Annotated in this window: 13 protein-coding genes; 10 read left to right on the top strand and 3 right to left on the bottom strand. The window is 38.0% G+C overall.

Going from position 1 to position 21,792, the window contains the following annotated elements:
* The first annotated feature begins 13 nt into the window (after positions 1 to 13).
* The 9 genes from M9R32_RS05510 (at position 14) to M9R32_RS05470 (ending at position 15,428) form a co-directional block, all read left to right on the top strand.
* Complete coding sequence (locus M9R32_RS05510) at positions 14 to 1,396, top strand: O-antigen ligase family protein (RefSeq protein ID WP_269925732.1); 1,383 nt, start codon at positions 14 to 16, stop codon at positions 1,394 to 1,396.
* A gap of 308 nt (positions 1,397 to 1,704) precedes the next feature.
* Positions 1,705 to 4,194: an S-layer homology domain-containing protein gene (locus M9R32_RS05505; protein ID WP_269925731.1), complete on the top strand. Its 2,490-nt coding sequence runs from the start codon at positions 1,705 to 1,707 to the stop codon at positions 4,192 to 4,194.
* A gap of 195 nt (positions 4,195 to 4,389) precedes the next feature.
* Complete coding sequence (locus M9R32_RS05500; RefSeq protein ID WP_269925730.1) at positions 4,390 to 6,204, top strand: M14 family zinc carboxypeptidase; 1,815 nt, start codon at positions 4,390 to 4,392, stop codon at positions 6,202 to 6,204.
* 23 nt (positions 6,205 to 6,227) lie between these two features.
* Complete coding sequence (locus tag M9R32_RS05495; RefSeq protein ID WP_269925729.1) at positions 6,228 to 7,445, top strand: S-layer homology domain-containing protein; 1,218 nt, start codon at positions 6,228 to 6,230, stop codon at positions 7,443 to 7,445.
* 213 nt (positions 7,446 to 7,658) lie between these two features.
* Positions 7,659 to 10,013: a bifunctional 2',3'-cyclic-nucleotide 2'-phosphodiesterase/3'-nucleotidase gene (locus tag M9R32_RS05490; RefSeq protein WP_269925788.1), complete on the top strand. Its 2,355-nt coding sequence runs from the start codon at positions 7,659 to 7,661 to the stop codon at positions 10,011 to 10,013.
* A 215-nt stretch (positions 10,014 to 10,228) separates the two neighbouring features.
* Positions 10,229 to 10,726, top strand: a complete 498-nt coding sequence (locus M9R32_RS05485) for a C40 family peptidase (RefSeq protein WP_269925728.1) — start codon at positions 10,229 to 10,231, stop codon at positions 10,724 to 10,726.
* A gap of 160 nt (positions 10,727 to 10,886) precedes the next feature.
* Positions 10,887 to 11,909: an acyltransferase gene (locus M9R32_RS05480; RefSeq protein WP_269925727.1), complete on the top strand. Its 1,023-nt coding sequence runs from the start codon at positions 10,887 to 10,889 to the stop codon at positions 11,907 to 11,909.
* A gap of 146 nt (positions 11,910 to 12,055) precedes the next feature.
* Positions 12,056 to 12,673, top strand: a complete 618-nt coding sequence (locus tag M9R32_RS05475) for an S-layer homology domain-containing protein (RefSeq protein WP_269925726.1) — start codon at positions 12,056 to 12,058, stop codon at positions 12,671 to 12,673.
* A gap of 244 nt (positions 12,674 to 12,917) precedes the next feature.
* A complete protein-coding gene (locus M9R32_RS05470) occupies positions 12,918 to 15,428 on the top strand; it encodes a phosphodiester glycosidase family protein (protein WP_269925725.1) in 2,511 nt (836 codons plus the stop codon).
* Positions 15,429 to 15,891: 463 nt separating this feature from the next.
* Here the strand turns inward: M9R32_RS05470 and M9R32_RS05465 are convergent, their stop codons facing one another.
* Positions 15,892 to 16,788, bottom strand: a complete 897-nt coding sequence (locus M9R32_RS05465) for an accessory Sec system S-layer assembly protein (RefSeq protein ID WP_269925724.1) — start codon at positions 16,786 to 16,788, stop codon at positions 15,892 to 15,894.
* The gene (secA2, locus tag M9R32_RS05460) at positions 16,788 to 19,148 is read right to left on the bottom strand and encodes an accessory Sec system translocase SecA2 (RefSeq protein WP_269925723.1); all 2,361 of its coding nucleotides are present in this window, start codon (positions 19,146 to 19,148) and stop codon (positions 16,788 to 16,790) included. The genes M9R32_RS05465 and secA2 overlap by 1 nt, the downstream gene beginning before the upstream one ends.
* A 250-nt stretch (positions 19,149 to 19,398) precedes the next feature.
* Between secA2 and M9R32_RS05455 the strand changes: the two genes are divergently transcribed.
* The gene (locus M9R32_RS05455) at positions 19,399 to 20,439 is read left to right on the top strand and encodes a glycosyltransferase family 4 protein (RefSeq protein ID WP_269925722.1); all 1,041 of its coding nucleotides are present in this window, start codon (positions 19,399 to 19,401) and stop codon (positions 20,437 to 20,439) included.
* A gap of 202 nt (positions 20,440 to 20,641) precedes the next feature.
* On the opposite strand, the gene M9R32_RS05450 is transcribed toward M9R32_RS05455, so the two are convergent.
* The gene (locus M9R32_RS05450; protein ID WP_269925721.1) at positions 20,642 to 21,700 is read right to left on the bottom strand and encodes an LCP family protein; all 1,059 of its coding nucleotides are present in this window, start codon (positions 21,698 to 21,700) and stop codon (positions 20,642 to 20,644) included.
* Positions 21,701 to 21,792: the final 92 nt, after the last annotated feature.

Here is a 21,792-nt window from a genome sequence, read left to right as displayed (position 1 = left end):
ATTTTAACTTGCTATGAATCAAACAAAATTTTTGATATATTTTATTGCTTTTCTCGTACTCCAACCTGTCATTGATGTATTAACAGCTGGCTCAAAGCTTTTATTGGGCTCAAATATTACAATCGGAGTTATGCTCCGTTTTGCTTATATGGGAACAATGGGTTTATTTTTATTATGGATGGCGCGTTCGAATAAATTGGCACGCGGCTACATATTATACCTAGTTGGCTTAGGTGTAATCATTGGTATTAACATCTTCTTGAATATGGGAATTAAAGACCCTTATTATCTGTTCCAAGAATTGAAGTTCTTCAATAAAGTTGTTTATTTCCATATCGTGTTCCTTGGGTTCATGATTGTATATAAACAATTACAAGCACGTGATTGGGATATTGAAAAACATACGACGAAATATATGTGGCTAGCCGGTTTTATCATTGGTGCAGTATTTATCGTTGCTCAAGTCACAGGTACAAGTTTATCAAACTATGCTCATTCTAAAGTAGGGTATTCCGGTTGGTTCTATGCAGGGAATGAAATCGGTGCAATTATGGCAATCATCCTACCGATTCTAGCCTTGTATGCAATCAAACGCACAACGAATGCTAAAAAACCATGGTTCTGGATTCCATTTGTCATGCTTTCACTGGGCATGCTGGCTTTAGGAACAAAAGTTGGGTACGGCGGAATACTAGTTGTCCTTTTATCAGTCCTAATTGGAAGCATCATCATGTATGTGTTCATGAAGCTAAAAACACAACAAGTAAAATCGAGTTTAATCATTTCATTTGGACTGATTGTACTACTTGCAGCTGCAACACCATTTACACCTGTATTCGGCAATATGTACGCTCATTTTGACATATTGAATATTAGTCCTTTTGGAGATTCTGAGAATGAAGAACCCCAATTTGATGAAAACGGGGAAGAAATTATTGAAGAAGAACCCGAAATAACAGATGAACAAATTCAAAACTTGATTTTCAGCTCACGCGAAAAGTATGAGAAAGAATTCAATGCAGATTTCAATTCATCTCCAATCACACAAAAGTTGTTCGGTATGGGCTTCGCAGGAAACTATGAAGAACCGGAACTAGGAAAAGACTTGAAAATGATCGAAATGGACTTCCATGATTTATTCTATTCATTCGGATGGATCGGATTCTTTTACTTAATGGCCCCATTCTTCTGGTATACAGGGAAGTTCTTACTACATTTTGTACGAAATATTAAAACACACTTTACGTATCTGTACATTTTATACGGGGTCGCCTTCTTATTGGCAGTGGGAATTGCATATACAGCAGGACATGTACTGACTGCACCAGCAGTTTCTATCTATATTGCTGCTATTTTAGCGATGTTAAATGTCAGAGAGAAGCTAATAGACCTATAAAAATAGGCTATAAGACTAGAAGAATCAGAAATTTCCTAAAAACACCAGTTAATTAGACGTAATCTTTATAAAATAGTTGAAATGTAAATGTAATCTGTTAGAATAAATAGGAGTTTAATTGTAAAACTTTGTCCTTTTACTTCCATATCTATAAGCCTTTTCTTCTTGCGCGGAAGATTTTACTAGGTAAATAGAAAAAACTGGCGTAAAATTGCAAATGTTGGTACAATTTAAACTGTGAAATATTTTGTAACGGCTTGTCCGTTATTAAAACACAGACTATACACAAAACAGGAGGAATACTTAACATGGCTTATCAACCAAAGTCGTACAAAAAGTTCGTTGCAACAGCAGCGACAGCAACACTTGTTGCATCTGCAATCGCACCAGCAGCTTCTGCTGCATTCTCGGACGTAGCAGAGCGCTACCAAGAGGCAGTAACATACCTTGCTGACAAAGGAATCTCTCAAGGTTACCCTAACGGTAAATTCGGTACTGATGATAACATCAAACGTCAAGACGCAGCAGTAATGATTGCTAAAGCTCTAGGTGGTTCACCAACTGGAACTTATGCAAATGCTGGTTTCACTGACGTACCTGCTGATCGTCAATGGGCTGTTAACTTCCTAGTTGAAAAGAACATCGTTTCTGGTAAAGCTGCTGGACAATTCGGCGCTAACGATTTCACAACTCGTGGGGAAATGGCTAAAATCATCGCTAACGCATACAAATTCGTAGCTGATGCTTCAAATGCATTCCCATTCACTGATGTATCTGAAACTTTTAAACAATATGTTGACGCTTTAAACGAAGCTGGCGTAGCACAAGGTTATGCTGGTACAACTCAATTCGGTACTGGTGATCTAGTAACACGTGGACAATTTGCATTGTTCGTATACCGTGCTGAAACGAAAAACACTCCAACTGTAACGTCTGTAGTTGATGTTAAAGCTGAAAATGCTAAAACAATTACTGTGACTTTCAACAATGCTATTGATGCAAAGACATTACAAAACTCAAACAAAGTTGATTTAATCACAGTTGTTAGCGGAGATAAAGCAGCTAATCCAGGTACAATCACTCAATCACTAAGTGCTGATGGTAAAACTCTTACATTAGATGCTACAACGTTCTTTAAAGGAGATTACACAGTAAAAGTTCCTTATGAACTAATTAAAGATGTAAATGGTAAATTTGTTTCGCCTGTAAATCAAAAAATTACTGTTGATGATAAGTCAGCTCCAGTTTTAGAATCTGCAACAGCTACAGTAGCAGATACTAAAAATAACATCAAAAAAATCACACTAACATTCGATGAAAATATCGAATCAATCGATACAGTTAAAATTGGTGGCCTCAACTACCCAGCAACTTATTCTGGTAACACAGCAACAGTTGACGTTGATTTAGATGCTACTAAATCTTATGATGTTACAGTTGTAAATGCTACTGACGTAGTTAATAACATTAAAGATGTTCAAGTTGTTAAACTTGCTTTGACTGTTGATAATATTGCTCCTTCAGTTACAAGTGTAGTAGCAACTGGAGAAAACACAGCGACAGTAACAGTTGATAAAGCTTTGAAAAATAACAATCTTGTTGTAACAGGTAAAGTTGGAGCATTCGCTACAAATATTGTTACAAGTGCAGTCGTTAACCCGAAAAACAATAAAGAATACTTTGTTACTTTTAACGCTGCTTACCTATTTAAAAATGGTAATACAGATGCAGTAACATTGACAGTAGCTAAAGAAGCATTAGAAGATTCTTTAGGAAACAAAAACACTTCAGAAATCACTAAATCAGTGGTACTTACTAAAGATGCAGTTGCACCATCTGTATCAAAAGTAACATCTACTACTAAAGATGGTAAAGTAACAGGATTTACTGTTACATTTAGTGAAAAAGTTCAAACTCTTGATGCTTCTAAAGTTAAAGTTGTAAATTCAAAAGGTGAGATTCTTTCTTATCCTTCTGTAGCTTCTGCAGCAATTAACGCTGAAGATGCGACTAAAGTTGATTTCACATTTGATGCTAACCTAAAAGCTGATAAATATAGCTTTGAATTTGCTGAAGGTTTTGTTAAAGATCTTTCTTTAGCTCAAAACAAAAACACTGTATATTCATTCACAGTTGATAAATCTAGTACAACTGCTCCAGTTGAAACTGCATTTACGATTGCTGGAACAACTACAGTTGCAAATTCAAATGTTATAACAGTTGATTTTGGTGCTAAAGTTAAAGCTACTGGTACAGGTTCTGCTTTAAATCCAGCTTCTTACCAATTAAATGGTACATCTTTACCGACAAATGCAGAAGTTAAGTTTGCAGGTAACGTTGGTGATGCATCATATCAAACAATTGTTAACATCACATTGCCAGAAGGCTTTGTAGTTAACAATGATGATAAAGCTATCTTCCGTGTAACTGGTGTTCAAACTTTAGATAATAAAGTTAACAACCCTTATACAGCTTTAGTAGCTGTTAAGGACAATGCTTCTCCTGAAGCAAAATCATTTGTTGCTACTGATTTAACTAAATTAACAGTTACTTACTCAGAAGCTGTAGCACTTGTAGCAGGTAATAGCTCTATTACTGACGAAATCCAATTATTCGACAGCAAAGGTGCTTATATTGCTATTACAGGTTCTGAAGTAACTAATGGCAAATTAGTGCTTACAGTTGCAGATGCTACTGCAGTTACTAAGTTAACAACAGTTAAAGTTGATCCTACAGCTGCTGATATCAAAGATGTTAATGGTAATGTTCAAAAGTCTGCACTTACTTTAACAAAATAATATTAATTTAAAACCTTCCAATCGAGAGATTGGAAGGTTTTTTTGTAGTTTTTGTAACTTTAAGTTTAGGTACTAGATTATTGAAATTAAATAATGAAATTATTTTAAGTAATTATATTCATTTAAGGATAAATCTCACAAATCCATAACAATATGAAATATACTTTATATATTACTTACTGGAGGATCAAACAGATGAAAAAATCATTATTACTCTTCTTATTCCTTATTGGGATAAGCTTGTCAATTCCACAGCAAAGTTCGGCAAATGATCCGATTCTACATGGCCAGTTAACAAGTGACCAAGTGCCACTATATTCAACCATAGAGATGACAAATGCTGTCGGAAATTTGGAAGGCGCAAGTAACACAGTTCAATATCAATTGACACAAAATTCATCCATCGTGCAAGTGTCTATCGGCGGAAAAATCTTTTTCATCGAAAGTCGATTTTTGGCACCGGCAAACAAAGTTTTACCTGATGTTGAATCTGGCACCGAAAGACAAATTACTTCAAAAAGTAGTTTTACTATTTTCGGGCAAAAATCCTCGACAAGTAATGTGTTAGTTCGTGGGAATTCCGCATTATCTTTCACTACAATTGGCTATGAAAACGGATTTTTCAAGGTATTAGTCGCAGGGAAAATTGGATATTTCCCGGGGAATGATGACAACATATCGTTCTCAAAGCCAGCTATGTCGATTCAAGTAATAGACACGAAGGTGCCATTATATGAAATTCGCAATGGAAATCGAGTACAAGTAGGTGCTGTTGCTTCAGGTTACATTTTTAATCGTGAAAAAGAGGTAACTGGATACCATCAATTTGTCGCAAAAGGAAAGACATATCAAATTCCCTTAAAAGGCACTTGGCCTTCTAGTACCAGTGCAATCATCAAACCTGCAGCAAAACCGATGTTTCCTGCCTCTGTTCGAGTGGAGCAAGAAACTGCAGTAACGAATAGTACAGGACAAACCATCGGCTATTTGAGTCGCGGTAATATGCTGACATTACATAACTTCAGTAAAGATAAAGGCGTAATTGAATTTCTAGGTTCAATTGCATATCTTCCTTTAAAAAATGTAACGCATTCAAACCTTGTTCAACCAAAGAAAAATATTTCACACCGTGAGATGTCATATTGGATGCAAGTAGTTGCTGGTATGTACCCGGAGTTTACTAAGCTTGAACTGATTGGTAAAAGTGTGGAAGGCCGTGCAATTTACGCATTAAGAGTAGGTAATGGAAAAAAAGAGATTTTATTCGATGCCTCCATGCATGCTCGTGAACACATGACTACAAACGTTCTACTCGAAATGATTGATAATTACTCGATTCATTACAATAATAAAACAAGCTTTGCTGGATATAATGTTAAAACTGTTTTGGATCAAACGAGCATTTGGTTTGTTCCGATGATGAATCCTGATGGGGTTACGCTTGTTCAAGGAGGGCAGGGCGCAGTCAAAAATGGTGCTCTTGCTCGAAAAATTAACGGTTCAAGTAATTTCGCGCGTTGGAAAGCGAATGTACGTGGAGTCGACTTAAACAAAAACTTTGATGCGGGATGGAGTTACATTAACAATAATATTACGAAGCCTAACTGGATGGGGTACCGGGGACCACGTGCGTTTTCTGAACCAGAAGCAGTGGCTTTGAAGCATTTTGTTGAGAAACATAATTTTATGTCAAATGTATCCTATCACTCATCAGGTCAAGTATTGTATTGGTTTAATTTCCAAGCTGGTGCACAACTGAGCAGGGATGTTCAATACGTAAATCAACTTAAATCAATTACAGGTTATTCAATTGTTCCTCCATATTATCGAAAAGGAACAGGTTCTTCCGCTGACTGGTTTATTAAAGTGACGAAAATGCCAGGCGTGACCGTAGAAATTGCACCATATGCTGGAGAAGCACCTGTTCCGATTTCTTATTGGGATCGCATTTGGAAACAGAATCATAAAGTTGGGTTACATGCTGCCAATGAAGCATGGAAACGAAAATAATCCTTAATGGAAAGAGGGATATGATGAAAAAAGTATTCGCATCTTTGGTAATAGGTGTAGTGCTCGCAAGTTCGATTGTTATGGAAGCCGATGCCAGCGTTAAACAATCTATCTATAGTGACTTATCCATGAACAATACTTTTTATGAAGCTGTCTATTCCATGAATATGAAAGAAGTATTAGAAGCTGAATACACGAATGAGGGAAAAGTGTTAATTGACTCTGCTGGCATCGTCACACGTGGGGAAGCAGCATTCATGTTGTATATGTTACTTGGCATGGAGCCGGATACAAACAAGAGCTTTCCTGATGTGAAACCAGACAGTCCTTACTATGAAGCAGTGTCTACTATTGCTTCACTTGGTTATGTCAATGGCTTTGAAGACGGTACATTTAGACCTGAAGTTGAATTGACTCGATCGCAAATGACAAGAATCTTATCAGGAGCTTTCAATTATTCAGTTAACACGAATGTTACAGTCCCTTTTACCGATGTCAATGAACGATGGGCACCTTACGTGGATGCGGTCTACCGCAACGGAGTAACGAAAGGTGTAACCGCAACCTCATTTGCACCTGACAAAAAGTTGACGCGGGGTGAAATGTCCGCTTTCATGCACAGAGCGTATAAAAAAGTTAATGGATCCACTTACAATGACTTCGAAGTAATGAATTCAGTCAATGAAGCGACTCGTAAAACGCGGATTTTGATGATTCAAGGTCTTGAAAAATATTTTCCAAATCAAAAAGCTGTGGATATTAAGGGAGATTTGTCAGAGCTAGTGATGGAGCCATACTTATCACAAGCTTTAAAGGGATATGAAACATCTTGTTATAACTGCGATAGCGCAAATGTAGTGCCAGACTTCCAATTTGGCTTACCGTACAAAGTCGTTGCGAAAACAGACTCTATACTAAAAGTGGATGCAACTGTTCCTTCAAATGGTATTAATTCAGGTCACCGTGCAACAATCGAAATAGTACGAAGCGGGGACTCTTGGAAAATTAAATCATATATAGTACGTTCATTTAAAGAAAATCCACTAAAACTGACTATTGAGCAAGCTATTGACTACTTAAGTTTTGCTATTCCGCTTTACTATCAGAATGAAGTCAATTCAATACAACATACAGGTAAAGAACCGAGATTTGGATTGGATTTGTTTTTAGTAAATGGGAAAGATCAGTATATCTTTAATGTCAATACCGGTGAACTGACTGATTACTATCCAGTTAACTAAATAGAATTAGTAAATGAAAGAACCTATCTGTGTCAAAGATAGGTTCTTTTCTAATGAGGTTAGATTTTGAAGGATACATACTCAGCTTTATAAATATGAAAATATTACTAAATCTTAAGAAAATAGTTACATAGACTTAATATTTCGACAGACTAAATTTGATATGATGAATTTGTTTCACTATTTCGAATTAAGGGAGAGAAATGCATGACAATGTGGAAAAAATTATCTGCTTCAGCATTAGCAATGTCTTTAGCAGTGAGTGGCTTGGGGTTAGGTCATGAAACATCTGCTGCAGAAAAAGAAGCTACACGAGGAGAATATGTGAAGGCCCTAATAACGGCAATGGGCGTCGAACTCGGTACGGGGAAAACGATTAAATTCGACGATGTTCCTGAAGAATTGAAACCTTATATTGAAAAAGCAGTGGAGTTAAAATTAATCAATGGGAAATCTGCAACTAAATTTGATCCAAACGGAAAACTAAACCGTGAACAAGCATTTGTTATTGCTGTTCGTGGGATTGGATCGGAAAAAAGTTTTCCTATCAGTAACTTAAAAGAATTTAAGGATGGCAACAAAATCAGTGGCAGCTTACGTGCGGATCTTTCAAAAGGAGTGGGAATGGGCTTCTTACTTGGATATGCCGACAAAACTGTAAAACCTGGTCACCATATGAGTAAAGGCGAAATGCGTGCTATCGTACAACGTTTCCTTAAAGAATACAAAGCTTCTAAAGCGAATACGACTGTAGCACTTCGAATACTTGGAACTTCAGATATACACACGAATCTTGTGAACTATGATTATTATAAAGATACACCATCAAATAACTTAGGTCTTGCAAAGACTGCTACTTTAATTAAAAATGCACGTAAAGAAAACGGCAATACTCTATTATTCGACAATGGAGATTTGATTCAAGGAACGCCACTAGGCTCATTCAAAGCATCAGTAGAACCATTAAAAGATGGGGAAGTTCATCCTTCAATCGCAGCTCTTAATTTACTGGATTATGACGTTGCCACTCTTGGAAACCATGAGTTTAACTACGGACTTCCTTATTTGAATGAAGTAATGGACGATGCTGGCTTCCCATATGTAAATGCAAACGTGAAAGATGCGAAGACAGGGAAGAACATGTACACGCCTTACGTGATTGTAGACAAGAAAGTGAAAGATTCAAAAGGAAAAGAAACGACAATTAAAGTAGGGGTAACGGGCATTGTTCCTCCAGCAATTCTGAAATGGGACAAGTCTCATTTAGAAGGTAAAGTCACTGTAGAGGATTCGGTGGATGCTGTGGAAGCACTTATTCCTAAAATGGAAAAAGACGGTGCCGATGTAATTGTCGTTCTTTCCCACTCTGGTATGGGTGACATGGTTCATGAAAAAGGCGAAGAAGATGTATCCTATTTGATGACTAAGGTCGAAGGTGTCGATGCAATCATTACAGGTCATGCTCATCAAGTCTTCCCAGGTAAAGTAGATCCTTCCTTAACAGGCGTGGATGTGCAACAAGGGACGATTAATGGGAAACCTGTTGTTATGTCCGGTAAGTTCGGTAGTCACTTGGGTGTAATTGATTTGACGCTAGCTAAGAAAGGCAAAGAATGGACTGTTTCTTCTTCTAAGGCTGAAGTACGTGCCATTGCAAAAGATGATAGTGATGTAGATGCTTCAGTTGTAGAGGCTGTTAAAGCAGCACATGAAGGAACAATCAAATATGTACGCAAAGCTGTTGGGACTACAACGGCTATCATCCATAGTTTCTTCTCACAAGTACAAGACGATCCATCTATCCAAATCGTTACAAATGCTCAAAAATGGTTTGTTGAAAAAGAATTAGCAGGAACAGCTGATGCAAACCTGCCAATCCTCTCTGCTGGAGCACCATTTAAAGCCGGTACACGTAGCGACCCTGAGTATTACACATATGTTCCAAAAGGTGAATTGGCAATCAAAAACGTTGCAGATTTATATCTATACGACAACACTGTCTCTACTTTGAAACTAACAGGTGCTGACGTAAAAGAATGGCTTGAAATGTCTGCAGGTCAATTTAATCAAATCGACGCAACAAAAACAGACGAACAATCTCTAATCAATACTAATTTCCGTTCGTATAATTTTGATGTGATTGACGGAGTTACTTATGAAATCGATGTAACACAACCTGCGAAATACGATGCTGATGGCAAAGAAATCAATGCCAATGCTTCACGTATCAAGAACTTGCAGTACGATGGAAAAGCAATTGATCCAAAGCAAGAATTCATTGTTGCTACAAACAACTATCGTGCAAACGGAACATTCCCAGGCGTACGAAATGCTAAAGAAGTAGAAATGTATACAGTTGAAAACCGCCAAGCGGTCATCGACTACATTCTCGAAAAGAAAACAATCGATCCTTCAGCAGACGGCAACTGGAAGTTTACTACATTGCCTACTTCAGCTAAAGTAACGTTTGAATCTTCTAAAAAAGCAGTTGAAGTAATTCCTACAGGCGGTAATATTAGCTATTTAGGAGAAGGAACTGATGGTTTTGGGAAGTACCTACTAAAATAATATGTAAAAAAGCAGTGATCTTTAAGATCACTGCTTTTTTCCATGTTAAGTAGTCTAAATATTCTATTATTACAAGATTATATGAAAATCGACTCATAATGTAACGACTTTGTTACACAACTGTAAAATAAAATAGGTTTAAATCATGGTAAGATGACTTTAGATAAATTTTCAGAAAATTTTAGCCATGAGCTAAAACCGGGGGATTCTAATCAATGAAATTTCAGTCTCAGTTGCTTAAAGTTATTTTGATGAGTACTATTGCTTTATTCTTAGTAGTTGCACCTTTTGCAGATTCTGCAGATGCTTCTAGTGGAATTAGTTCTACAAAAGTTGTATCAGTAGCAAGTAGCGTAATGGGAACAAAATATGTTTATGGCGGCACGACTTCAAAAGGATTTGATTGCTCAGGTTTCATCGGTTATGTTTACAAACAAGTTGGGGTATCACTACCTAGAACATCTGCAGGAATGTATGCATCTGGTACTACAGTTTCAAAAAAGAATCTTAAAGCTGGTGACTTGGTATTTTTCAATACTTCAGGTAAAGGTGTTTCACATGCCGGCATCTATATTGGAAATGGTAAGTTCGTTCATTCTTCATCAAGCAAAGGTGTTTCTGTCGCAAAAATCAACGATCCATATTACTGGGGTTCGAAGTACATAGGCGCTAAGCGTGTTGCAAAAGTATCCCAAGTAGCTTCATCTAAATAATAAACTACATTCTCATACGCTTTGTCGCAAATTCAATTTGCGATAAGGCGTTTTTATATGGAATAATATGATGTGAGACTTCAAAATAGAATCGACTGAACAAAGTAGTTTATAAATGAAGGATATTCAGTATGTTTTGATGTAGAAAGGATATGAGAGTATGTCAGCAGAGCGTTATGATTATATGGACTGGATGAGAGTTTTCGCTATCTTTTCAGTCGTAGGAATACATGTAGTGGCACAGTTGGTTTCAAGTATGGAGATTGGTCACCAGATTTGGTGGTTTGCTAATCTAGTGGATTCTGCATTACGAAACAGTGTCCCTATATTTTTCATGATTAGTGGTGCACTATTGTTAACCCGCAAACAACAAGAACCGCTAATCCCTTTCTTTAAGAAGCGGGTTAGTAAAGTTGCGATTCCGTTACTAGCGTGGAGTATTATTTTTATAGTCTATCGCAAATTCATGTGGTTTGAAGAACATACGTGGAAACAGATGATTAAAATGGTGTTAACTGACTCGGTATTTTTCCATTTATGGTTCTTATACGTTATTTTGGGTTTATATTTAATGACCCCGTTTTTAAGACAAATTGTAAGTTCATCTTCTAAACAAATGCTTCAGTACTTTATAGGAACATGGTTCGTCATTTCAAGCCTGTTTCCATTCGTTCCAAAATTCCTGGATTTTGGATTGGCATTATCGGCAGGGCTATTTGGTACATACATTGGTTACTTTATTTTAGGTGCTTATTTAATCCTATATCCTATCAAACGCAAATGGCTGCCATTACTCGGTCTGTTAGCGGCTATCGGATATGCAGTTACTGCTTATGGTACCTATGTGTTAACCCTGCAAAATGACGGCCGCCTGGATGGTTTCTTCTATATGTATATAGCGCCAAACACCGTGGCGATTGCTGTTTTCCTATTTGTACTATTTCAGCAGTTTCCGAATATCTTCAAGCCGAATTCTTTTATCCAAAAAATCAGTGCTGCTAGTATGGGAATCTATTTGCTACATCCAATTATCCAGTTATATGGACGTCGTATAGGATTTGATGAATATTGGGTTCATCCAGTAATTGCAGTGCCGCTCGTTTGGATTTCAATATTCTTTGCGTCATTTATTATTGTTTGGATTCTACAAAAAGTGCCATACATTAATAAGCTAGTGCCATAATTCATTTCTTACTAGTGTCAGGTCGTATCCTCGAGAATATCTATTGTCCCGAGTTAGATGATTACACCTGGCACTATTTACATGGTGGTATTCATTTCCATGTCTTGTTACACTTAGGAGAGACTCAAAAAGAGGTGAGCAGTAAAATGTTAAAAAAATCTTTGTTGCTTCTGTCATTGGCGATTGTCGCCTTGCTACCAATAAACTCGGTGTTTGCGGCCTTCTCGGATGTAAATGATACATATAAACCAGCTGTCGATCACATTGTCAGTAAAGGGTATGCACAAGGGATAAGCGAAACACAGTTTGGTATTTCAAACGAAATTAAACGTATTGATGCTGCTGTAATGATTGCCCATGTCAATGGATTTACTCCTGAAGGCAATTATCCACAAGCAGGTTTTACGGATGTTCCTGAAAATCGTCAATGGGCCGTCAACGCTCTTGCAGCGAATGGCATTATGAATGGATTATCTACCAAGACTTTCGGTAGTTATCAATCAATGTCACGTGAACAAATGGCGAAGGTTATTGCACTTACATATGATTTAACGGCAACTTCCATGGATATTCCGTTCACTGATGTTCTTTCGACAGTGAAACCTTATGTAGCTGCTTTGCTTGAAAACAATATTACGCAAGGGAAGACAGCTACTGAATTTGGTTCAAAAGCTAATATTACTCGAGGTGAATTTGCCTTATTCATCTACCGAGCAGAAACGGCTGGGTCACTAACACCCCCAGAAGTAATTTCAGTTGATTAAATTGTAAAATGGAAAATTACCATCTTGTACTAATTCTGAATTATGATACAATAAAAACGTATTATAATTCCTGTTTTGTATTTAATAAAGTTAAAAACTTGGTTGATGCGCGAAAAAGAATCCACGGGACTGGTCTCCTGTGGATTCTTTTTCGTTTATGGAAAACAATTACATATAGACTATTCCTATTTTACTGAATTTCCGTATAATAATTAGTAGAATCTAACATAAAAGGAGCTGCATCATGTACTTAAAATTTAAAAGAATGCCTGCTATTCTATTAGCCTTCATTCTCGTATTCTCTAGTTTACCTGTTTCTGCCGCCACGTTATCTCCTGGTATACACCACGAAACAATCTCGACAACTGTGGGAGGTTACCCACAAAAAGTAAACAAACTCTCCATCGATGTCACTAATCCGTATACAAAAATCGAATACGGGGTTTCCAATCCAATCAATACACTTAAGACAGTAACAAATTTATCAAAAGAACATACATATCCGAGCCATAATGTAGTTGGTGCAATTAACGCATCTTTTTTCACCTACGCAAATCGTTATCCTGCTTATTTACTGGCAAAAAATGATCAAATCGTCAATTTAGGAAGAGTTTCAACTAATTTTAACGATTATATGTATGTGCCAGCTGCATTTGGTGTAACGGCTGAAAACAAAGCGAAAGTAGGACGTTATTCGTTAGAACGTACGATTGAACATAATGGGTTGTCATTTACGACGACAGATATGAACCGGGAAAGAGCAAATAACGAACTCATTTTATACACGGAAGGTTTTCGTGAAGACAAAACTCGCCAAAACCAATACGGAATTGAAGTGGTTGTAACCGGAGTACCTAAAAAAGTAGATTCAGAGCTTACATTTGGAGAAAAAGTAACAGGTAAAGTTTCTGCCATACGTCCATATGGTCAGTATACTTCTTCAACAATCCCGAAAGATGGATTCGTTCTTTCAGCTCAAGGAACAGAGACTTCTAAAATTTCTTCTATGAAAATAGGAGATGATGTTTCATTAACTATAGATGTAGATGCTGCTTGGAAAGGTTCTCAATTCATGTTGGCATCAGGACCTTTACTGGTTCAAGAAGGCAAGTCGGCTTTGACAATTGATGTCGCTGCCAGTCGTGCAACTGAAAGAACTTCACGAACAGCTGTAGCGACCGATGCAACCGGCAGTCGTGCCTATTTTGTTACGGTTGATGGTCGTCAGTCTGGTTACAGCCAAGGGATGACACTACTTGAATTTTCAAAGTACCTTGTTTCAATCGGTGCTTATAATGCTCTCAATTTGGATGGTGGGGGTTCCACAGCGATGGTTACACGTCGTTACGGAAATGTGTACCCATCTCTGATTAATCGCCCTTCAGACGGCTCTGAACGATCAGTTTCAGCGATATTGGAAGCAATTAGTACAGCTCCATATGGACAAGCTACTCATGTCAACGTTTCTCAAGATCAAGAGGGAATTGTTGCTGTCGGTGCTTCTCTAGGTTTTAAAGTAAATTATGTGTTAGATCAATTCTATAATCCTTTAATAGTAGATTCTACTAAACTGGAACTTCAGGAAGTTTCAGATGGAATCGGAAAAATTGAAAACAATCGTTTCGTCGGATTGAAAGCAGGAACTGGAACGATCATTGCAAAATATGATACGGCAACTGTTTCAATCCCAATCACAGTTACAGATACTATCGATCAATTAGTCGCATCTCCTTCAGAAGTTCGTGTCGGACTTGGAGAATCAGCTAGTTTTCAAGTGAATGGCATCAGTAAAAATCAAAAAGTAATTTTCAATCCTGCTGCTGTTTCATGGACGACAACAGGAGGCGTAGGAACGCTTAATGGTACGACGTTCAATTCTGGAAATACGGAAGCAACAGGTTCAATTACGGGCACATTCGGTGCTGCACGTGTGTCAATTCCTGTTACAGTTTCTAATAAACCATTACAAGTCAGTGGATTAGAATCACTCACAGGATTAAAATCGGAGACGATTCGTTCATCAGCAACTATTGGTTTGGAAAAAACATTGCAGTCTAAAGAAGGATCTGGATCCATTAAATTGTCTTATGACTTTTCAAGTTATGTCGACGGCACTTCCGCTTCGTATATGACTTGGACAAACGGATTATCCATTCCTGCCGCTCCAAAGAAAATTGGCGCATGGGTGTATGGTGACGGTGCTAACCATTGGTTACGTGCTGCCATCACAGATGTAAATGGTCGTGAAACAACGATGGATTTAACACCAGAAGGAGGACTGAATTGGGTTGGTTGGAAATATGTCGAAGCAACAATTCCATCTAATGTCCAAAGTCCTGTCAAATTAAACAAAATTTATATTGCGGAAACATCTGCATCGAAGAAAGGCAAAGGCGCAATTTGGATTGATCAGGTTCAAGCTGTTTATTCCAATCAACCAGATCTTGCAAAATCCTTTATCCCTTCTTCTACAGCGAGAGTCGTTGATATAAATAAACAATTTACGGTAACGTTCAATCAACAAATGAATTCCAACTATTTCAACACGAAGCACGTTTATGTCGAGGATGAATTCGGTACTCGCCAAAATGTAGCTGTACGCATGGGTATTGATTCGACGAAAGTTGTCGTAAGTGCTCCTACAGGTGGATATGTAAAAGGGAAGTCTTATCGCTTGGTCGTTACACATTTTGTGCCTAATGGCAAAGGTGTACGAATGGTTAAAGATTCTATTACAGAATTTAAAGTACAATAATAAATTCAACTTTGCAGCATTGAAATACACTCCCACAAGTAGTTTCGGTGAGCTTTGGAATTTAATTTACTGATTTACTGCGACCTGAAAGCAAAGACCCTGACGAAGTGAGGTTGTCACTTCGCCAGGGTCTTTCTCTAGGGCAATCCTGCGGTGAAATTTCGTCCGTCGCCCCGGGAAATCAAAAAAATGAAGTTCACGTAGGAGAGATTGGTGTTCACGTAGGAAAAAATGGCGTTGACGTAGGAAAAATTGAGCTCCACGTAGGGAAAATCGAGATTCACGTTGTAAAAGCATCTTTTAGCATGTACTTCTTCTCGACAAAACCACGCCTGCACCAATACCTTCCAAATTTTAGAGGACTTCTCACTTCATGCAAAAGTTGAGTAATAAAGTAAAAAGCATGTGAGCGGACGCTCACATGCTTTTTCTGTTTATTAGCAACTCTTCATTACTTATAAATTTATGCGCTCTGAGGAACTCTGACTGTCCATTTAGACATATCGGGATCTTTGTTAATTACCATTTCTTTAGGGAACAGGAAAGTCCAAGGTTTTGATGTATTAGCATTTACCTTTAGTTGATCAATTGTAAATGCGCCTTGTGCAACAATTTTGCCATTTGCATCGAGAACTTCAAGTGGAAGTTGCTCTAATGTGATTTGCTGAGAGTGACCATTTCTAATAAATAGAGAGACAGCGAGTGTGCCATCCGGCTGAACTTTTGCCTGGAATCCACTGAAGTTTACTTCACGATCATGCAGTTTTGGAAGAGATTCGACGATTTTCTTTAAGCCATCTTTTTGTTCGTTACTTAAAGCTTCTTCCCATGCTGGATCCAATTCTATCTTGTGTGGTACTAAGGATTGAACATTAAAAGCCAAGCGCCAACCTTCTTCAGGAAGATCTCCTTTTAACGTAGGCTGTTCAAATACAAATACCCACGGTCGAGCACTGGTTGCAGGTAATTCGCCAAGTTCAGCAAGATTGAATTCTTTAACTGCCACCACTTTTTCGTTTTGATCAATTAGCACGAGTTCAGCTGTATTCAAAGTAATCGGAGTTGCCAATGATGTTCTTAAAAAAGCTTTAACTAACCATGCTTGTGTATGGTCATCTCGTTCAATATCAATGCCCGATAAGGAAATTTGATTAGGTTTTAATGGTTCAAGCTCATTTGATAGGAAGCTGAAAACATATTGTTGTTCTTTTGGAACGTCCCAAGCGGGATGAAGGGACAATGCCGTGGATACTTCCTCGGACTGGTCGCTGGTTTCATCAACATTTAGTAGAGCATTAGATTCAACCGTACTATCAGCACCTGTTTTATCGGTCTTTTTGAAAATCGAAAATATTCCCATTAAATTGTCTCCTCTCTAGTTGAAATAATTTTCATGAAGTTAATAATCTCCGTTGCGATTGAACGACGTAGCTCCTGGTAATGCATTTCAAAAAGCTCTAGACCTTCGTTTTGATAAATGCGCATTGGGTCTTCTTGTTGATAAGCACGTAATCCGATTCCTTCTTTTAAGCGAGTCATTGCCTCTAAGTGACGTACCCATGTTGAATCCAAGTAGGCTAGCATAACTTGCGGAATCGTATGCATCACTTCGGGTTGATCTGAGAAAGTGGACATGTAATCTTTCAAATCACTCACTGCAGGCTGAAGTTGTTTAATAATGTCCTTCACTTTTGTAACAGAGCGATTTAACGAAATTGGTTCTAAAAGTAGTTGATTCATCGTTTGTTCAATCTGATCGAAATCCCAGTGTTCAGAAAGTTCATCTTCTGAGCAACTTTCCCCAACGACAAATTCGACTGTTTCATCCAACATTTTGTGTAATTGACCAATTAGGTCATTTCGACCAAGTACTTTATCACGCAATGTATAAATGACTTTTCGCTGTTCATTGATGACATCATCTAATTTAAGGTTGTACTCACGCATCGAGAAATGAGAGCCTTCGACAATACGTTGCGTACGTTCCGTCAATTCGTGAACGTCTTTACCAAGCACAAGACCTAAGTCATCAGTTTTGACTTTTTTATTGAATTTCTCTAAATCATCTTTTGCAAATCTTTTGAACATATCGTCCTCTAAAGAAATAAAGAACTGAGACTCGCCTGGATCACCTTGTCGTCCCGAACGACCGCGTAATTGATTATCAATTCGACGATTTTCATGTTTTTCCGTTCCTAGCACGAATAGTCCGCCAACATCTGCCACACCATCACCAAGTTCGATATCAGTGCCTCGTCCCGCCATGTTTGTAGCTACGGTAATTTGATTCAACTGGCCGGCTTGTGAAATTAAGAAAACTTCTTGTTCAACACTTTTTGCATTCAACAACTGGAATTCCAATTCTTCTCGTTTTAAATATTTCGCTACTTCTTCTGATTGTAAAATAGAAGTAGTTCCAACTAGAACAGGTTGTCCAGTAGTATGTCGTGCTTTTACTTCCTTCGCAACTGCTGAATATTTTTGTTCAATCGTTTCATAGACGTTATCCGGTTGATCTTTGCGAATTCGAGGTCGGTTTGTAGGAATTTGCAAGACTTCCATACCATATACTTCACGGAATTCTTTTTCCTGTGTTTTAGCCGTACCCGTCATTCCACAAAGAAGAGGATACATGCGGAAATAGTTTTGAATGGTGATTTGGGCTTGTGCCTTATTTTCTTCAGTAATCGTTACGCCTTCCTTAGCCTCAATTGCTTGATGTAAACCATCGGACAATGTGCGGCCTTCCATGATGCGTCCTGTAAACATATCGACTAAGAAGATTTTGTCTTCTTTGACGATATAATCAACATCACGTTCGAACATCACATGAGCACGAACTGCTTGAATAACATAATGGAATAAAGTCTGATGCTCCAAATCATAAAGATTATCAATGCCAAAAGCTGCTTCGACTTTTTCGATTCCTGTTTCAGTCAATGATGTAGCTTTCGTCTCATCATCAAAATCATAATCGCGGTCCATAACAAACCGTTTCGCCAAGCGAGCTGCGATCATATGTAAATCGGCATCAGCTGACATCTTACCAGCAACGATTAACGGTGTCTTGGCTTCGTCAACCAATACACTATCCACTTCATCTATGATGGCAAAATGGTATGGGCGTTGGACTTTTTGGGAAAGGTCAGGAGCCATATTATCACGTAAATAGTCAAAACCAAACTCAGTTCCCACTCCGTACGTAATGTCCGCATTGTACGCTTCCTGTTTCATTGCAGGAGGCATTAGTGGCAGATTGATGCCTACTGTCAATCCTAAAAAGCGATGAATCTTTCCAATTTGATCATAGTCACGATTCGCTAAATATTCATTTACTGTAATGACGTGAACGCCTTTCCCTTCAAGTGCCCGTACGTAAGAAGGAAGGGATGCAACAAGTGTTTTTCCTTCTCCAGTTGGCATTTCGGCAATATTGCCTTCAGTCAATACTAGTCCTCCAATTAACTGCACATCAAAGTGACGCATTTGTAGGACGCGTTTCGAAGCTTCACGAACAACAGCAAAGGCATCTGGAATAATAGCTTGTATTTTTTCGCCATTTTCAATGCGTTTTTTAAAAGCTTGTGTAGCTTCTCTTAATTCGTCATCTGATTTTTGAGAATACGTGTTTTCCAGGTTATTTATTTGATCTACTAATTTACGATACTTCTTTAATTGGCGTTCGCTAGTTTCTGTTGACCGTTTGAAAAGGGAAATCATAAGTTTTACGCTCCTTTTATTTCTATACACTTGCTTATTTTAACAAAAAATTGCGTGAAAGACTATGAAACATATAAGGACTTTATAACGTCTTATAGGATGAAAGAGTTTTATTTGTCAAAAAAAAGGTTATATTCATAGGAAGAAACATTCATTTTCAGGAATAGTGTTTACCCTCATCGGTTTCATGCTATAATATCTATGGATTTATATGTACAAACGAATATGTAATGACTTGAGGAGGAAAGACATGCTATACCTATCTTTGGTTCTGGCATTTGTCGCTTCGATACTACTAACACCAGTGGTGAAGGCAATCGCATTTAAGGTGGGCGCCGTCGACCGACCTAATTATAGAAAAGTTCACGCACGAATTATGCCACGTTTAGGTGGATTAGCCATATTTGGTTCATTTTTAATTGGATACTTTGTATTACGCCCTGAAGATTCAACTGCACTTTATATTATTTTAGGTGCTTTTATGATCATCATCACAGGCGTACTTGATGATATGTTTGAAATTACAGCAAAAGCTAAGTTACTTGGTCAGTTTATTGCAGCAGGAATTGTCATTTATGGCGGTCTGGAAATTGAATTCATCAACTTGCCTTTTGGTGGGGAACTGGATTTTGGTTATTTCAGTATTCCATTGACGATTTTATGGATTGTCGGTATTACCAACGCAATCAACTTGATCGATGGTCTTGATGGATTGGCTGCGGGAGTATCTACAATTGCTTTAATCACTCTTGCAGGAATGGCATTCATGATGGGCGATATGTTCGTGTTTGCAATGGCTGCATTGCTTGCAGCAAGTTCAGCTGGATTCTTGTTCTACAACTTCCACCCGGCAAAAATTTTCATGGGTGATACCGGTGCATTGTTCCTTGGATATATGATTGGTGTACTCGCATTACTTGGTTTCAAAAATATTACCGTGATCTCGTTAATTATCCCAATTATTATGTTGGGCGTTCCGATTTCTGATACATTTTTCGCCATTGTGCGACGCGTGCGATTAAAACAGCCGCTCTCGGCACCTGATAAATCCCATTTACATCACTGTTTATTGAATGTAGGATTTACTCATCGTCAAACTGTACTAATTATTTATGCACTGGCTTCAATGTTCGGACTTGCAGCATTGATTTTCTCACAGGCGACTCTGTGGGGGGCAATCCTTTTGATCGCCGTTATGTTAGTAGCCATTGAATTGTTCGTCGAAGCAGTCGGCCTAGCTGGCAAGAACTATAAACCATTAATCAACTTTGTCCGAATGATCGGTAAATGATGTAAACCTCATGCGATAAATCGCATGAGGTTTTTTTTTGAGTGGTTAGGGAATAGGAGGGGAATTATGGCTTAAATGAATTAACTCTTTGCTTTGAGTGGAGGTACTTCAATTCCTATTCAGAAAAAGAAGAAATGAAAGTCTTACATACTTTTTAGCAATAAAAAACCCAACACAATGTAACAGTGTTGGGAGTGAAGAATTATTCATTATCGTAATCGTTATCCTTTGCTAATTCATTAGTATCTGTTTCAGTACCGCCATCAGAATAACTAGATGCATCTGGGTTTAAACCTAAATGGCTTTGAAGAACATCTTTAGTCTCAGACAATGATTCTTCATTCAATAACCAGTAATAAACACCAGTGGACATGTCATCTGCGCCTTCAAGAGTTAATGTGTCAACATCCGGAGCGCCATTTTTAATATAAGCAAAGAACGACTTCATTTCATCGAATGTCATATCAGTTTTCATGTTGTCACCGACTGCATCAATTACATCCCCATACTTAGTAAAGGAAGCTGCTGAAGATGCTCGATCCATAATCGATGCCAAAATTTCCTGTTGGCGTTTACCACGTTCAATATCATTATCTAGTTTACGGGTACGGGCTAATGCAAGTGCAGTTCGACCGTCAAGTTTCTGATAGCCTTCTTCCAGTTGAATGGAGTAGATATCATTTTCATCTTTTTCTAAATGGTCGTAAGGTACATTTGCATAAATTCCATCCAGTGCGTCCACAACATCGATGAATGCATTGAAGTTCATTCGTACATAATAATCAACAGGAACTTCCAGTAACTCTTCGACAGTTTCAATAGAAGCTTTTGTTCCGCCGTAAGAAAGAGCATGAGTTATTTTATCTTTATATCCCGCTTCTGGAATGTATACCAGGGAGTCACGTGGAATACTGACTAATTTGACCGTTTTATCTTTATTATTAAGTGTAGCAAGCATCAATGCATCTGAACGACTGTTACCCTCGCCTTGACTGCGTGCTTCACTATCGTCTACGCCAATGAAAAGAATGGATACATTATCTTCAAGAGGCTTTACAGCTTCTTCGCGTAATTCCGAACCTGCTCGGTCTTGCACTGCTTCATAGGATTTATCTGCAGCTGATTCTGCTTTTTTGGCTAGATAAATTCCATAAGCCGTTAAGCTGATTAGGACGGAAGCAATAAGCATAGCTGAGACTTTTAGGATTAATGACTTTTTGGAGGCACCGCTTCTTGTCGTTTTATATTGTTTTCGATTCATTTTTAATCTCCTCTAGGTAGGGGATTGCCCTACTAATCAATAAGACGTCTGAAGTTAGCGCATTGTTTCATCTCTAGCTACAGTACTCCTCA

The organism is Paenisporosarcina quisquiliarum (assembly GCF_027563315.1).
Lineage (GTDB): Bacteria > Bacillota > Bacilli > Bacillales_A > Planococcaceae > Paenisporosarcina > Paenisporosarcina quisquiliarum.
This window is presented reverse-complemented; position numbering and strand designations above follow the sequence as displayed.